This window comes from Streptomyces sp. yr375, assembly GCF_900110755.1.
Lineage (GTDB): Bacteria > Actinomycetota > Actinomycetes > Streptomycetales > Streptomycetaceae > Streptomyces.
Map to the genome: position 1 here is coordinate 203,765 of NZ_FOFF01000002.1, position 15,182 is coordinate 218,946.

The 15,182-nt window shown below is 73.3% G+C and carries 8 protein-coding genes and 3 pseudogenes; 6 read left to right on the plus strand and 5 right to left on the minus strand.

Features of this window, described 5'->3' with window-relative positions; genetic code table 11:
- Positions 1–133 precede the first annotated feature (133 nt).
- The gene (locus BMZ82_RS03430; RefSeq protein WP_093771473.1) at positions 134–1,651 is read right to left on the minus strand and encodes a sigma factor; all 1,518 of its coding nucleotides are present in this window, start codon (positions 1,649–1,651) and stop codon (positions 134–136) included.
- Positions 1,652–1,776: 125 nt separating this feature from the next.
- On the minus strand, positions 1,777–2,580 hold the full coding sequence (locus BMZ82_RS03435) for an AfsR/SARP family transcriptional regulator (protein WP_093771475.1): 804 nt from the start codon (positions 2,578–2,580) through the stop codon (positions 1,777–1,779).
- A gap of 502 nt (positions 2,581–3,082) precedes the next feature.
- Between BMZ82_RS03435 and BMZ82_RS42610 the strand changes: the two are divergent.
- From BMZ82_RS42610 to argJ, 5 genes and pseudogenes are all read left to right on the plus strand, one after another.
- Positions 3,083–3,566, plus strand: a pseudogene (locus tag BMZ82_RS42610) (thiamine pyrophosphate-binding protein); the annotation flags it as partial.
- 256 nt (positions 3,567–3,822) lie between these two features.
- Positions 3,823–5,370: an asparagine synthase-related protein gene (locus tag BMZ82_RS03445; protein WP_093771477.1), complete on the plus strand. Its 1,548-nt coding sequence runs from the start codon at positions 3,823–3,825 to the stop codon at positions 5,368–5,370.
- Positions 5,367–6,335, plus strand: a pseudogene (speB, locus tag BMZ82_RS03450) (agmatinase); the annotation flags it as partial. The gene BMZ82_RS03445 and the pseudogene speB, both read left to right, overlap by 4 nt.
- Before the next feature lie 87 nt (positions 6,336–6,422).
- Positions 6,423–7,397 (plus strand): clavaminate synthase Cs1, encoded by a 975-nt coding sequence (gene cs1, locus BMZ82_RS03455; RefSeq protein WP_093771874.1) that lies wholly within the window; start codon positions 6,423–6,425, stop codon positions 7,395–7,397.
- A 107-nt stretch (positions 7,398–7,504) separates the two neighbouring features.
- Positions 7,505–8,659 (plus strand): bifunctional glutamate N-acetyltransferase/amino-acid acetyltransferase ArgJ, encoded by a 1,155-nt coding sequence (argJ, locus tag BMZ82_RS03460; protein WP_093771479.1) that lies wholly within the window; start codon positions 7,505–7,507, stop codon positions 8,657–8,659.
- A gap of 18 nt (positions 8,660–8,677) precedes the next feature.
- On the opposite strand, the gene BMZ82_RS03465 is transcribed toward argJ, so the two are convergent.
- Both BMZ82_RS03465 and BMZ82_RS03470 read right to left on the minus strand, forming a co-directional pair.
- Positions 8,678–11,842 (minus strand): ATP-binding protein, encoded by a 3,165-nt coding sequence (locus BMZ82_RS03465; RefSeq protein ID WP_177244359.1) that lies wholly within the window; start codon positions 11,840–11,842, stop codon positions 8,678–8,680.
- A 214-nt stretch (positions 11,843–12,056) separates the two neighbouring features.
- On the minus strand, positions 12,057–12,689 hold the full coding sequence (locus tag BMZ82_RS03470) for a DUF6629 family protein (protein WP_093771483.1): 633 nt from the start codon (positions 12,687–12,689) through the stop codon (positions 12,057–12,059).
- Between the two features lie 194 nt (positions 12,690–12,883).
- Here BMZ82_RS03470 and BMZ82_RS03475 point away from each other — a divergent pair.
- Positions 12,884–13,098, plus strand: a pseudogene (locus tag BMZ82_RS03475) (sensor histidine kinase); the annotation flags it as partial.
- Between the two features lie 25 nt (positions 13,099–13,123).
- Here BMZ82_RS03475 and BMZ82_RS03480 read toward each other — a convergent pair.
- A complete protein-coding gene (locus BMZ82_RS03480; RefSeq protein WP_093771485.1) occupies positions 13,124–14,944 on the minus strand; it encodes a serine/threonine-protein kinase in 1,821 nt (606 codons plus the stop codon).
- Between the last annotated feature and the right edge of the window lie 238 nt (positions 14,945–15,182).

The window sequence follows — 15,182 nt, forward strand, 5'->3', positions numbered from 1 at the left end:
CCGACGCGGGTCGGGCGCCCCGCACCTGCCCCCGGGCCGCCAACTCGCCCATCGGGTAGGGCGGTTGGGGCACCCCCGACAGTGGAGGCGACCCCGACCGCGCCCCCGTCCGACCTCGGCGGCGGTCCCGTCGTCAGTCCTCGGTCTGACCGGTGCCGATCGGGTCGACCTTCGCCTCGCGGCCGTGGTGGTGGCCGTGGTGGTGGCTGGACGTGCTTCCCTGCCCGGTGCCGCAGTCCGTTCCGCCGGTTCCGGTTCCGGTGGGGTCCGGGGCGCTGTTCCCGTCCGTCTGCGGCGTCACCGAGGAGGGCGAGGGGGCGGGCGCCGGGGTCGCGGACGGGGAGGGGTCCGGTGTCTCCGATGTGCCGTCGCCGTACGGGGGTTCCTCGGACGGCGTGCCGCCGGGAGTCGCCGTGGGGCTGTCGACCGGGGCGGGCTGCGGCTGGGCCGACTCGCTCGCGCCGGGGGAGGCCGAGGGGGACGGGAGCGTGGGGGTGGCGTCCGGACGAGGGGCCGTCGGCCGGGCGTCGGTCGTCCGGGGGGACATGCCGTCGTCCATGGGAGCTACGGCCGGGACGGCGGCCGGCGACGGCGGGGCCTCGGCCGTCTTGGCCACCGGGGCCTCGGACAGCGGGACTTGGGCCGCAGGCGCCCCGGCCACCGGGACCCGCTGCGCCGGTATCGGAGCGGAGTCGGACCAGCCGAGGACGAGGACGACCACGGCGGCGCCCGCCACGAGCGTGCCGGCCGTCACCGCCGCGGGCGCCTTCGCGCCGCCGACCGCGGCCTGCCGCACCCCGTGCAGCAACCCGGCGCCGTGCCAGCCCGCCCCGGCGGCGGCAGCGGCGGTCGTCGCCGCACCGGTGGTCCCGGCGGCGAAGGCCAGGAGGAACTTGCCCGTACCGCCCACCGCGAGGACCAGCAGCGCCGGTCCGACCAGCGCGGGAAGCCGGTCGTTGGCCTGCATCAGCGAGGCGAGCAGCGCGCGGCAGTCGTCGCACGCGTCCACATGGCCGAGCAGCCGTTCGCTCTGCCGCGCGGTCGCCGCGCCGCGGACGTACGCGGGCATCCGGGCCCAGTGGACCTGGCACGCCGGGTCCTGCGGGGCGCCGGTCTGGGCGCGCAGGAACGCCTGCCGCATGCCCTCCCGCGCCCGGTGCAGCAGGACGGCCGTCGCGCCGTCCTTGGTGCCGAGCTGCGGCCCGATCGCCGCCAGCGGCTGCCCCTCCGCCTCCGCCAACCACAAGGCCTTCACCCAGCGTTCGGGCAACTGGCCCAGCACCCGCACCACCAGGTCGACACTGGACACCTGCTCGGCCGGGTCCGCTCCGTGCCCGCCCGGCTCGGCCCGGTCCTCGGTCTGCGGATCCCGCGGCGTCTCGCGCGCCGCGCTCCCCGACGCCATCGCGAGATGCCGCACCGTGGTCTTGAGGTACGCCGGCACGTTGTCGATCTCGTGCCCTTCGGACAGCCGCCGCCAGACGCGGAAGTGCGCCTCGGCGACGAGGTCTTCGGCGGTCCACGCGTTGCGGGTGAGCGAACGGGCGTACGCGACGAGACGCGGTTGCTGCTCCTCGTAGACGCGGGCGTACGCGGCGGTGGCGGCGCACTGAGCGGACGGGGCGGGCACGGCAGTGGACCTGTCGGTCATGGAGGAACGCTCCAGTTGCCTGCTGAGGGGCGGAAGTATTTGTCAGCCTAGATGACAAATACGTCGACCGAAGTTGCAGTCACCGGAGGATGTGACTCGCCTCACAAGATCATCTTCTTGGGGGGTTAGTCCAGGATGGCGTGATAAACGCTCCGCAGTCCCTTGCTCACGCCCACGCCCAGCTCCTCGGCGAGGTTGGAGCGGGTGCGCTCGTAGATGTGCAGGGCGTCGGCCCGTCGGCCGGACTGGTCCAGGGCGACCATGTAGTAGCTCGCCAGGTCCTCCCGTAGCGGGTAGCGGCGCACGTCGGGTCCCAGTGATTCGGTGACGGAGCGGTAGTCGCCCAGTTCGAGGCGGCACTTGGCCATGCCCGCCACCGCCGCCAGTCGGAGTTCCTCCAGCCGGGCGGCCTCCTGGGTGGCGAATTCGTAGCGGAACAGGTCTCCGTAAGGCACCCCGTCCCAGATCTCGAGGGCCCGCTCGAAGTTCTCCGCGGCTCCTTCGAGCGGGCCTTTGGTGAGGAGCCTGCGGCCGTTGTCGACGAGCTTTTCGAAATGATGCGTCCTGACCTGGTCGATGTCGATCCGCAATGAATAACCGGCCGAATAGTATTCGAAGCGGGGTGTCCGGTCGGAATTGTTGAAAGCGTTCGCGGAAAGCGACTTGCGTAACCTCGAAACATACGCCTGAATGCTTGCCTTCACGCGGGACGGCGGGGATTGCCCCCAGATCGACTCGATGATCGCGTCCATGCTCACCGCCTGGTTCGCGGAGGTCACGAGCAGGGCGAACAGGGCTCGTTGACGTGCCGTACCCAGGTTGACCTCGTGCGCGTCCCGCGTTACGGCGAAACGGCCGAAGGGGTTGATGTCGAGCCCCGGTCCCCCGCCTCGACCCGACCTGTCCGCGGAGATGACCATCGGCCCCATGACGCCTCCCTTGTGACCCGATCACCATGGCTGCCTGCACTGATGTTGTCGCACCCGGGTCCATTAACTGTCAAGGGACCCAGGTCGTTGCTGCCTACATTTTGCCATCGAGAGCCATTTGCGCAGCAACGCTATAAGTTTAAGAAACGGTCGGTTGGCGAGTTCTTGGTGCGGCTTGGTCCGGCCGTGGTCCCGTTGTATTTCGGCCGCGCTCCGGAAATCTGTCCGGAAACGATCAGCGGGATGCGCGCCGTGCGAGGAACTCCCGGCGGACCGAAGCGGCGGGCCTGGGGCGCGCGTTGGACGGTCCACCGACCGCACACCCCCGCGGCCCTGCCTGCCGGAGGCAAGCCGGAGATCAACCGGCCTGCAAGACCCCTCCCCGACAGTGAGCACGATCCCTTCCCCGCAAGGAAACGAGGCTCATGTGGCGACGACCCCACAGGCGGCGGACGCGACGAAGGCGACGGACGCCACGAAGACGAAGACCACCGCCGAGGTGATGCTGAGGCGGCTGCACGACTACGGAGTCGACCATGTCTTCGGCGTCGTCGGACGCGAGGCCGAGGCCATCCTCTTCGACGAGGTCGAGGGCCTCGAATTCGTCCTCACCCGGCACGAGTTCACCGCCGGTGTGATGGCCGACGTCCTCGCCCGGCTCACCGACCGCCCCCAGGCCTGCTTCGCGACACTCGGCCCCGGCATGACCAACCTGTCCACCGGCGTCGCCACTTCGGCCCTCGACCGCAGCTCGGTCATCGCGCTGGCCGCCCAGTCCGAGTCCTACGACTGCTTCCCCAACGTCACCCACCAGTGCGTCGACAGCGTCGCCATGATGGCCCCGATCACCAAGTTCAGCGCCCAGCTCGAACGCGGCGCGGACATCGTCTCCCTGGTCGACTCCGCCGTGCTCAACAGCACCACGGAACCGGTAGGCCCGAGCTTCATCAGCCTGCCCGTGGACCTCCTCGGCGCCCACGTCGACGGCGACCTCGGCGACCCGCCGCGCGTCGACGCAGGCCAGAAGGTGCTGATCGACCCCGCCTGGCAGGACAGCGTCCCGCGTATCGCCCGCCTGCTCGCCGAGGCCAACGGCTGCGACGCGGTACGCGCCACGGACCGCGACGCGCTGCTGGAGGCGCTGCGCAAAGGCTCCGAACTGGGCCGCCCGTTCCTCATCGAGGTGCCGGTGTCCTACGACTTCCAGTCCGGCGGCTTCGACGCCCTCGACATCTGACCGCCATGCTGGGACCGAATCTCGTCTCCGGCTTCACTGTCCGCGTCGCCTGGGCCGCAGGCCCCGCGACGCCCACCGCACCGCGGTTCGCCACCCAGGGACACCACGTACCCGTGGCGGCGACGTACGCGGGCCGCGAGCTGCGCGGCACGGCCGTCTGCCTCGGCGCGCCGACCGCCCTCGCCAGGGACGGCGCCACCCATCTGCTGCTCGGCGGTGAGATCTACAACCGGGAGGCGATCGCCGGGGCCGTCGGCAACGCCTTCCTGACCCACGGCAGCGACGCCGAACTCGTCCTCGCCGCCTGGCTGCACTGGGGCATCGGCGCCTTCCGGGTCCTCAACGGCCGCTTCGCCGCGGTGATCCTCGACAGCGGCGGCCGGATCGTCCTCGCCACCGACCACGCCGGCTCCTTCCCGCTGTGGGTGCGGGCCGACGAGTACGGCGTCGACATCTCCAGCGAGGCCAAGACCCTCGCCCGCCGCAGGAGCCTCGCCGTGGACGTGCCCGGGGCCCAACTGCTGCCCCGGGGCGCGGGCGTGCACCGGGTGCCCGCCGGCACCGCGCTGATCCTGGAGACCGTCCAGGGCGAGGTCCGCACCTCCTCCGCGGTGCGGACCTGGGCGCCCCCGCTGTCCCGGGTCGCCGCCGACCCCGACACCGCCGTGGCGACCGTCCACGCACTGCTCGGCGAGGCCGTCCGCGCCCGGCTGCGCGACGAACCCGAACCGACCGTCGTCCTGTCGGGCGGCGTCGACTCCAGCGGCGTCGCCGCCCACGCGGTCGCGCACAGCGAACGCGTGCACACCGTGTCCATGGGCACCGACGTGTCCGACGAGTTCGAGCACGCCGGCGCCGTGGCCCGGCATCTCGGCACCGACCACCAGGAGATCTCCGTCGACAGCGCGGACCTGGTGCGCGAACTGCCCTGGGCGGTCTGGGCCGCCGAGATCACCGACCACACGATCCTCGAGCACCTCCTCCCGCTGACCGCCCTGTACCGGCGGCTGCCGCCCGGCCCCCGCCGCGTCCTCACCGGCTACGGCGCCGACATCCCGCTGGGCGGCATGCACCGGCGCACCGAGCGGCTGGACTTCCTGGACGCCGTCATCGCCCACGACATGGCCACCTTCGACGGACTGAACGAAATGTCCCCCGTCGTGTCCGGAGTGGCCGGCATCTGGTCCACCCACCCCTACTGGGACCGCGACCTCCTCGACCACCTCGTCGTCCTCGACGCCGGACTCAAACGCCGCTACGGCCGCGACAAATGGGTGCTGCGCGAGTCACTGGCCGGCATGCTGCCGGACGCCACGCTGGCCCGCCCCAAACTCGGCATCCACGAGGGCTCCGGCACCACCGGCGCCTGGACCGCCCTGCTCCTGGAGCGGGGCGTCCCCGAGGAGCGGATCGAGGAGTTCAAGGCGGCGATGGCCCGCCGGATGCACGAACTGATCGTGCTCGGCGGCGAACAGCCCGACGCCGTCTCCTTCGACGAGGTCCTGTACTCCACCGAATCCGCACTGCGTCTGGAAAGGCGAACGGCGACATGAGCGACACCACTGAATTCGGCCTGCCGGAGGACCCCGAGCGGCCCCGGGCCCAGGTCCGCTCCGGCGTCTCACCCCGCTACGCGCAACTCGCCACCTTCATGCGGCTGCGCCACGACCCCGCCCCCGTCGGCCGGGACGTGGTCGTCGTCGGCGCCCCCTACGACGGCGGCACCAGCTACCGCCCCGGAGCCCGCTTCGCGCCCCGCGCCATCCGGCACGAGTCGTGCCTCATCCACGGCACGGGCATCGACCGCGGCCCGAACGTCTTCGAGCTCATCGACGTCGTGGACGGCGGCGACATCGACCTCAGCCCGTTCTCGATGGACCTCGCCATGGAGACCGCCACCGAGGCGCTCACCGCCCTGCTCGACGACAACGCCGCGTTCCTGATGCTCGGCGGCGACCACTCCCTGTCGCTGGCCGCCCTGCGGGCGGTGCGGCACAAGCACGGCAAGGTCGCCGTACTGCACCTGGACGCGCACAGCGACACCAACCCGCCCGTGTACGGCGGGACTTACCACCACGGCACGCCGTTCCGCTGGGCCATCGAGGAAGGCCTCATCGAACCCGCGCACATGGTGCAGCTCGGCATCCGCGGCCACAACCCGCGCCCCGACTCGCTGGACTACGCCCGCGGACACGGCGTACGCGTCATCACCGCCCAGGAGTGCGCCGACCGGCCGCTCGCCGACGTCGCCGCCGAGATCCGCGCCGTCGTGGGCGACCTGCCGCTGTACGTGTCGGTCGACATCGACGTCGTCGACCCCGCCCACGCCCCGGGCACCGGCACCCCCGCCCCCGGCGGACTGACCTCCCGGGAGGTGCTGTCCCTGCTCACCCTGGTCGGCGACCTCAACCCGGTCGGCTTCGATGTCGTCGAGGTCTCGCCCCCCTACGACCACTCCGGCATCACCGCACTCCTCGCCGCCGAGATCGGCGCCGAACTGCTCTACCAGTACGCCCGAGGCACCGGCCGAACCCGGACACCGGCCCCGCCACGCAAAAAACCGGAACCGAAAAACGTAACGGTGCCCACGTCGGAAGGAAGCACCATGACCCCGTCCGCCCCCTGCGTCGTGCGCCTGGACGACTCCGCGGACCACCTGCTCGACCTGCGCACCCGGCTGCCCCGCGTGCCGCGCCTGGACCTCTCCGGGTTCTTCGCCACCGCCGCGGAGGTGGCCCGGGACCTCCCGCCGGAACTGCGCGACGCGCTGCGCGCGTTCCGCCGCGCGGGCAACACCGAGGGCTATCTGCTGCTCACCGGGCTGCCCGTCGAGGAGAGCGAGCTGCCCGCCACACCCACCAGCACCCCGGCGCCCGTGCAGCGCCCGCTGCTCGCCATGGAAGCCTGGCTCGCCCTGGTCGGCCGGGAGCTCGGCCTGCCGACCGGCTACCGCGAACTGCGCGACGGGACCGTCCTCCAGGACGTCTATCCGTCGCCGAACGCGCACCACCTCTCCTCGGAGACCTCCGAGACGCTCCTGGACTTCCACACCGAGATGGCCTACCACCGCCACCAGCCGCACTACGTGATGCTCGCCTGCTCACGCGCCGACCACGAGCGCACGGCGGCCACCCTGGTCGGATCGGTGCGCAAGGCGCTGGCGCTCGTCGACGACGGCGTACAGGACGCGCTCTACCGCGAGCCGATGCGCTGCCACGTCGACATCTCCTTCCGGCCGGCTCCCGACGCGGACCCGATCTACTCCGTCGCCGTCCTGCACGGCCCCCGCCAGGACCCGCTGCTGGCCTACGACCGGGAACTCCTCGACCCCGACGACCAGCCCGCCAAGCAGGCCCTCGCCACTCTTTCGGACGCACTCGACGAGGTCACCGAGCCGGTCCTGCTCAAGCCCGGCGACCTGCTCATCGTCGACAACCACCGCACCACCCACGCACGGACCCCGTTCACTCCCCGGTGGGACGGCAAGGACCGGTGGCTGCACCGCATGTACATCCGGGTGCCGGAGCGCATGGAGGGCACCGCCGAACCCGGTGACGTGGTCGGCTTCGTGGGCCGCTGAGCCCCCACCCGACGGGACCGGTCGCGTTCGCGGTCGGCCCCGTCGGCGTAGCATCGATTTCGTTTCGTTTTCCCAGCTCAGACCTGATCAGAGAGGACCGGCCGAGGATGACCGTGTCTTTACCGCAAGGGTTTCGCACACACACCGGGAACTGTGGGATCCGTGCAGACCGCGACGACTTCCTCGTGGTCGCCTCGGACGTGCCGGCCAGCCTCAGCGCGGTGTTCACCCGCTCCCGCTTCGCCGGCCCGAGCGTCGTGCTCAGCCGGGAGACGGCCGCCGCCGGCACCGGCCGGGCGATCGTCGCCCTGTCCGGCAACGCCAACGTCGCGACGGGCGAGGGCGGCCTGCGTGACGCGGAAGCCGTCCGCGCGGCGGTCGCAGGCGTCCTCGGCGCCGCCGAGCAGGAGGTGCTCATCGCCTCCACCGGCCTCATCGGCCGGCGCTACCCGATGACCTCGGTGCGGGCCCATCTCGACGCGCTGCGGGCTCCGTTCGAGGGTGCGGACTTCTCCGCCGCCGCGCGGGCGATCATGACCACCGACACCCGGCCGAAGACCCGCTCGGCCCGGTGCGGAGCGGCCACCGTGGTCGGCATCGCCAAGGGCGTCGGCATGATGGAGCCGAACATGGCGACGCTGCTCACGTTCTTCTTCACCGACGCCCGCATCGACTCCGCGGACCTCGACGCGCTCTTCCGCCGCGTCGTCGACCGCACGTTCAACGCGCTGAGCATCGACACCGACACCTCCACCAGCGACACCGCGGCGGTCCTCGCCAACGGCGTCGCCGGGCCGGTGGACCTCGCCGAGTTCGAGGAGACCCTCGGCGCACTCGCCCTGGACCTGGTCAAGGACATCGCCCGGGACGGCGAGGGCGCCACCCGGCTGATCGAGGTGGCGGTCACCGGCGCGCGCGACGCCGAACAGGCCCGGCGGGTCGGCAAGGTCGTCGTCAACTCGCCGCTGGTGAAGACCGCCGTGCACGGCGCCGACCCCAACTGGGGGCGGGTCGCCATGGCCGTCGGCAAGTGCGAGGACGACACCGACATCGACCCCGGCCGCGTCACGATCGGCTTCGGCGACGTCGAGGTGTACCCGGCGGAGCCGGACGAGGCCCGCCTGTCCCGGGTGGCCGCCCACCTCAAGGGCGACGAGGTCCTCATCCGGGTCGGCCTGGGCATCGCCGACGGCGCTTTCCGGGTGTACGGCTGCGACCTGACGGAGGGGTACGTCCGCCTCAACGCGGACTACTCGACCTGACGGACGGGCGCCGGTCCGTCAGGCGGCCTGGGGGATGTATCGCCAGGGCGTCAGATGGGCCGGCAGGGTGTCGACGTACACCACCTCGCCCGTCAGCGCCGCCAGCTTGCGCATGCGCCGCAGGTAGGTGTGCGCCTGGCGGCGTCGGCCGGCCAGGCGTTCGGCGTCGGCCAGCAGGGTCAGCCCCAGGGTCAGCAGCCGGGTGCCGGCCAGCTCGCCGCGGTCCAGCGAGCGGCCCGCGTCGGCCAGCAGCCGTGGACCGGCGGTGCCCAGGTGGGCGTGGGCCCAGGCGAGCGAGGCGTCGATCAGCCACTGCCACTCCGGCAGCCGGATGCGGGCGGTCGCCTCGGCCGCCGCCAGACCGCTGCGCAGCGCGCCGTGCGGGTCGTTGTCGAGCACCCGCAGCACCGACTCGGTGGCGTGCAGCGTGACGAGCTCGTACACCGGGGCGTGGGCCGTCAGCGACACCGCGTACCGCAGGTCGTCCACCGACCGCCAGGCCTCCGCCGGGGCGCCCGCCATCCAGTGGGCCAGCGCCCGCAGCGAACGCGTCCCGGCCTGCACCCGCTGCACCCCGGCCCGGGACGGCCCGGCCCGCTCCGCCAGCGCCATGCTCTCGTCGGCCGCGGCCAGCGCCTGCGGCAGTCGCCCGCGCGCGTACAGCATGATGCCGCGGCCCTGATGGGCCACCGCCGCCAGCGCCGGATCGTTCTCCTGGGCCGCCAGCCTCAACAGCATCGGGACCATCGCCTCGGTCTTGCGGAACTCGGCCCGGTACACCAGGCCCAGGAAGCGTTTGGGCAGCAGCCTGCCGTTCTGCGACCTGCCCAGCGCACGGCCCAGCGTCTGGATGCGGGTGTGGATCGCCTCGGTCGACTCGGCCCCCGAGCCGTGCACGTACCAGGAGACGTCGGCGCGCCGGTGCTGGACGGTCAGTTCGGCCTCGGCGTACCCCGGCCGGGTGTCCCGGCCGCCGGTCAGCGCTGCCGCCTGGTCCAGCCAGGCCATCGCCACGTCGGCCAGGCCGCGTTGCCCGGCCTTCTCCGCCTCGTCCAGCAGCGGCTGGACCACCTCGGCGGGCGGCAGCGTCAGCATCGCCGCGCGGGCGTGCCGGGCGATCGACCGTTCGGCGTCGGCCGGGGCGGCGGCCCGGGCCGCCAGCGCCTTCACGGCGCACCCGTGCAGCCGGGCCCGCTCCGAGTACGGCAGCTCCTGGCGGACGGTGTCCCGCAGCAGCGGGTGCACGTACTCGAGCCGGCACTCGGCGCCCCGGCCGCCCCGCAGCAGGCCGCCGCGCAGCGCGTCGCGCAGGGCGTCCGCCGAGACGCCGTCCTCGGCCACGAGATCCCTCATCGCCCCCGGCGAACTGTCCGGGCCGAGCACCGCGCACGCCCGCAGCACGGTCAGGACGTCCTCCGGAAGCCCGGCGAGCCGCTCGTGGACGACGCCCCGCACCGAGTCGGGCAGCAGCTCGCGCACCTGGTTCGGGGAGGCGTCTGGGGTCAGTTGCTTCAGGAGCCTGACCAGGAAGTATGGGTTGCCCTGGGTGCGCTGTTGCAGCGCGGCGCACGGCTCCGGACCCAGCTCGCGGCACATCGTGGCCGCCAGCTCCCGGCTCTCCGCGAGGGTGAGGCCGGTGAGGGTGATCTCGTCGGACATGGGCAGCTCACGCACCGCCGCCAGCGTCGCGCGCATCTCCGGATCGGCGGCCGGCCGGAACGTACGCGAGGTGACGAGGAGCAGCAACTGCGAGTCGTCGAGCTGCCGGGCGAGGAACCGCAGCAGGTGCAGGGAGGCGGCGTCGGCCCAGTGCAGATCCTCCAGGACGAGGACCAGCGGACGGCGTGCGATGCCGAGCAGCGCGCGGCTCACGGCCTCGTGCAGCTCGAACCGGCTGGGTACGGGGGTGGTACCGGTTGGTAACTCCCCTGACTCCGGGGCGAGTTCGGGGACCAGGGTGGCCAGTGTGGCGCGGATGCCGGCGGGCAGCGCGCGGACCGTCTCCGGCCAGCGTTCGGCCGTCTGCCGCAGGGCCTGCTTCCACGGCCAGTGCGCGGGCAGGTCGTCGCTGTGCGGGCAGTTCACCGTGACGACGTCCAGGTCGTACTCCGCGCACGCGCGCCGGAACTCGTGCAGCAGGCTGGTCTTGCCGGCCCCGCTCTCGCCTAGCAGCAGCGTCACCCCGCCCTTGCCGTGCCGGGCGGCGTCCGCGCCGGCCAGCAGCCTGCGCAACTCCTCCTGCCGTCCGACGAACGGCCGGCCGACCGCCTCGTACTGCCGGTCGGCCACCGGCAGCGCAGCCACCGGCTCCTCGGGCACCGGCTCTTCGGGGGCGGCCGGGGGAGTGGCGTGCGGGGTCGTGGGGGGTGCGGGTGGGAGGGCGGCCTGCCGTCGGGGGGTGAGCGAGGGGTCCTGGCGCAGGATCTCGCCGTGTATCTGACGCAGTTCCGGGCTGACGTCCACGCCCAGCTCGTCGGCGAGGTAGCGCCGGGTGCGCTCGAAGACCCGTAACGCGTCGGCCTGGCGTCCGCTGCAGTACTGCGCCTGCATCAGCCGTCGCACGAGACGCTCCCGCATCGGATGCTCGAGCACCTCGCGCTCCAGGTCGTCGAGGATCTCGTGACTGCGGCCCAGCGCGAACGCGGCCTGCGCCCGCCCCTCCTCCGCCGACAGCCGTAACTGCACCAGCCGTTGGGTCTCGCGGCCGGCGAAGTCGTACTCGGACAGGTCCTCGAACGGCGGCGCCGTCCACTCCCGTAACGCCTGCGACAGCAGGGCGAAGGCCTCGGCCGGACTGCCCTGCCGCTCGGCGGCGAGGCCCTGGCCGATGAGCCGCTCGAACCTCATGACGTCGACGTGGTCGGGGTCGATGTCCAGCACATAGCCGGGGGAGCGGTACTGGAGCCGGAGCCGGGACCCGTCGGCCAGCGGCTGGCCGCCCACGAGTCTGCGCAGCCGCGAGACGTACGACTGGAGCGTGGCGACGGCGTGGTCGGGGAGGTCGTCGCCCCAGATGCCCGACAGGATGGACGGGTTGGAGACGACCTTCCCCGCGTTGATCACCAGCAGCGCGAGGACCGCGCGCTGCCGGGGCGGTCCCAGTTCCAGGGTCTTCTGGGGAAGCCGGACGGTCATCTTGCCGAAGACGCGGACGGCGGTACCGAGGGCCTCAGCATGCGGCATGCGAGTTCCTTGCTCTTGTACGGGCACGATCGGGGCAGACGGGTGCGGGCGTGCGCAACAACAGGCAGGGGTGGCGACAGGCGTGGCGGTCGGCCCGGCCGAGCGCGGGACACCGGGGCCCGGGCGACACGGACTTCCCACATCCGCAGCGCCCATGCTGTCAGCGGCGCTTGCAATCGACTTGCAGCCCGCTTGAGGGGGGGCGGGTGAAGGATCAGTGGGAGTCGACGGGCCGGGCGGTCCGGCGGTCGCGCGCCCAGCCGAGGAGCAGCACCGAGCACACCGCCGCGAACGCGCACCACGTCGAGACGAACTCCAGCCGCCACAGCGCGAAGCAGACCGCCGCGCCCACCGCGACCACCACCCCCAGGAGCAGTAGCCGCCGGTCGCCGGAGAGCAGCAGCGAGCCGACGGTCGCCAGCAGGTAGCCGGTGACCAGCACGGGCGGGTACGGCAGGTCGAGGGCGTAGCCGATCGAGTGGCCGCGGATCTCGGCCGTCACCGGCCCGGTGGCGATCCCGTACGCGAGCGCCGCGGCCGTCGCGACGCCGACCGCGAGCAGGACCGTCAGCCCGCGCCGGGCGGGCGGCGCAGCCGCGCACCACACGCCCGCGGGCACCCACACCACCAGCAGCGGCATCGCGATGACGGCCCAGACGACGGTGGCCGGCCCACCGCCCCCGCCCGCGTCCCAGACCACCGACTCCACGATCTGGTGCGCCCCGAGCAGCAGCGGCAGCGCGGCCAGCGGCAGGTCCCGGCTCGCGCGCACCGCCGCCACCGAGGCCACCCCGACGGCCGCCACCCCGGCGCCCGCGACCAGATCGGCCGTCGCACTCCAGCACATCGCGTCCCCGTCCGTCCGCCTAGCTCCGACCGCCCCGCCGTCCCCGTCATGCCCGCCCCGTCACGCTACGTCCCGCTCCGGCCGTCCGCCCGCCGCACACGGCCCCGGCGTCAGGCCGCTCGCGGAAGGAGGCGTCGGGTGAGGGACGGCGGTGGAGCGATCGCCGACGAGCGAGGGCAGCGGCTGGCGCGGCCGAGCCGACGGTGGCGGAGCTGACGACCGACAGCGTGGTGCACGGCGGCGGGCGGGGCGCCCTCGCGGTGTGGGCCGAGGCGGGGCAGGCCGTGTGCGAGGTCCGGGACCCGGGCCGGCCGGCCGCGGCCTGCTGCTGTTCCACTACATCGCCGACCTGGTACGCCTGCACACCGCCGACGACGGTACGACCGTCCGCTTCCACCTCACCCGCTGACCGGCGCCGGCGGTGCGCGCAGCCGTCAGTCGGTGGCGCGCAGGGCGGTCCACGTGGCCTTGTTCATGATGCCGTTGACCTTCAGCCCCTTGTCGACCTGGAAGCTGCTGACGGCCGCCTCCGTGTCGGGGCCGTAGTCGCCGTTCACGCCGCCGGCGCCCACGTCGTAACCCCGTTTGCCGAGCATGCACTGCACCTGCAGCACCCGCTTGCCGGTGTCGCCCGGGATAGTGCGGCGGCTGCCGGCGTAGTAGGTGCAGTCGGCGATCCAGGCCGGGGCCGGTGGCTCGCTCGGCACGGTCCCGGCGGTCGGGGTCGCGGCCGGGGAGGAGGCGGGGCCGTCGGCCGGGGCCGTGACGGGGGTGCCGGGCTGGTCGTCGCCGGTGGCCGCGGGGGCCCCGGGCGGCGGCGGGTCGCCCCCGACCTCGCCGTCGTCGCCGCCGTCGGCGGTGTCGTCCGGGTCGTCGGTGTGTTTGCTGGAGGCTCCCGCGGCGGACGCCCCGGCAGGCGTGCCGGACACGCTCGGCGGCGGGCCGCCGCCGGGCACCGTACCGCTCGCCGTCGCGACGCCCCCCGGTGCGGTGGCGCGCGGCGCACCGCCCTCGCGCAGGAGCACGAAGGTGCCCGCGGCGGCGACGGCGCACAGGGCCGTGCCCGCCGCGGCGGCCAGGATCCGCTTCCGGTGCTTCGCGGGCCGGGCCGCCGCCGCCGAGGACGGCGGCGGCGTCGACGAGACCGCTTCGGCGGCGTCCTTCGCTGCCGCCTCGTAGGAGTCCGGCGCGGCCGACGCGGCCGGCAGGCTCGCCCGCACCGGCGGCGGCACCGACTTCACCCGGTGGTCCGAGGGCCGCAGCCCGGCCGCCCGCTCGACGGGAAGGGTGCGCAGCGTCTCGTAGGCCCGCTGCCGGGCCAGGATCCTGCCGCGCAGCGGCTCCGGCCAGCCGGGCGCTGCGGCCCGGGGCACGGCCGCGTCGATCAGCGCCCCCGGGGCGGGGCGTCTCCCGGGCTCCTTGGCCAGGCAGGCGGCGAGCAGGTCGCCGAGCTCGGGGTCGGCCGCCGTCAGCGCGCCGAGCACCTCCGGGTTGGGCTCCTCGAACGCGACCCGGTGCATGACGTCGACCCCGGTGCCGTCGCCGAACGGGGCCCGCCCGGTGGCCGCGTAGAGCAGGGTGCCGGCCAGCGAGAACACGTCGGACGCGGCGTCGCAGTGGCCGGTGCGCAGATACTCCGGCGACATGTAGGCCGGGGTGCCGACCCGGTTGCCGGTGCTGGTGATCGCGCTGGCGTCGGCGGCCTTCGAGATCCCGAAGTCGATCACACACGCGCCCTGGAGCGACAGCAGCACGTTGGACGGCTTCAGATCCCGGTGCACGACGTCGACGGCGGCCAGCGCGGCGAGCGCCCGCCCCAACTCGGCGACCAGGTGCCACACGGTGGCCGGCGGCAGGGCTCCGCCCTCGCGTACGGCGTCCGCCAGGTCGAGTCCGGGGATGTACTCGGTGGCCATCCACAGCAGTTGGTCGTCCCAGCCGGTGCCGCATAACCTCGGGGCGTGCGGCGGGCCGAGCCGGGAGTGCACCGCCGCCTCGCGTTCGAACCGGTGCTGGAACTGGACGTCCTCGGCGTACTCGGGGCGGATCACCTTCACGGCGAACAGTCCGGGGCGGTCGTCGGCGGCCCGCGCCAGATACACGCGGCCCATCCCGCCGCTGCCGAGCAGCGCCACCGTGACGAAGGGACCGACCCGGGGCGGGTCGCCGACCCGCAGGGGAGCGGCGCCGGTCTGCCGGAGCGCGGCGGCCTCGTTCACGGCGGAGTTCGGTGAGGGCGGAAGCTGGTCGGACACGGAACTCCCGAAGTGATGTTCGTCGCAAGTAGGTTCGTCAGTCGGTCTGAGTGGCTCGTCGGTCGGTCTGAGTCGGCTCGCCGGTCGGTCTGTGTCAGCTCGTCGGTGGGTTCGTTTCGATCGGTTCCTTTCGATCGGAGATCGAGGCTAGCCCAGCCACCGCCTGTGATCAGGGTTTCAAGTACTTCTGTCCGATCGACAACGGTTCGCAACGGGCGTGCACCGGCATGCGGCGGTG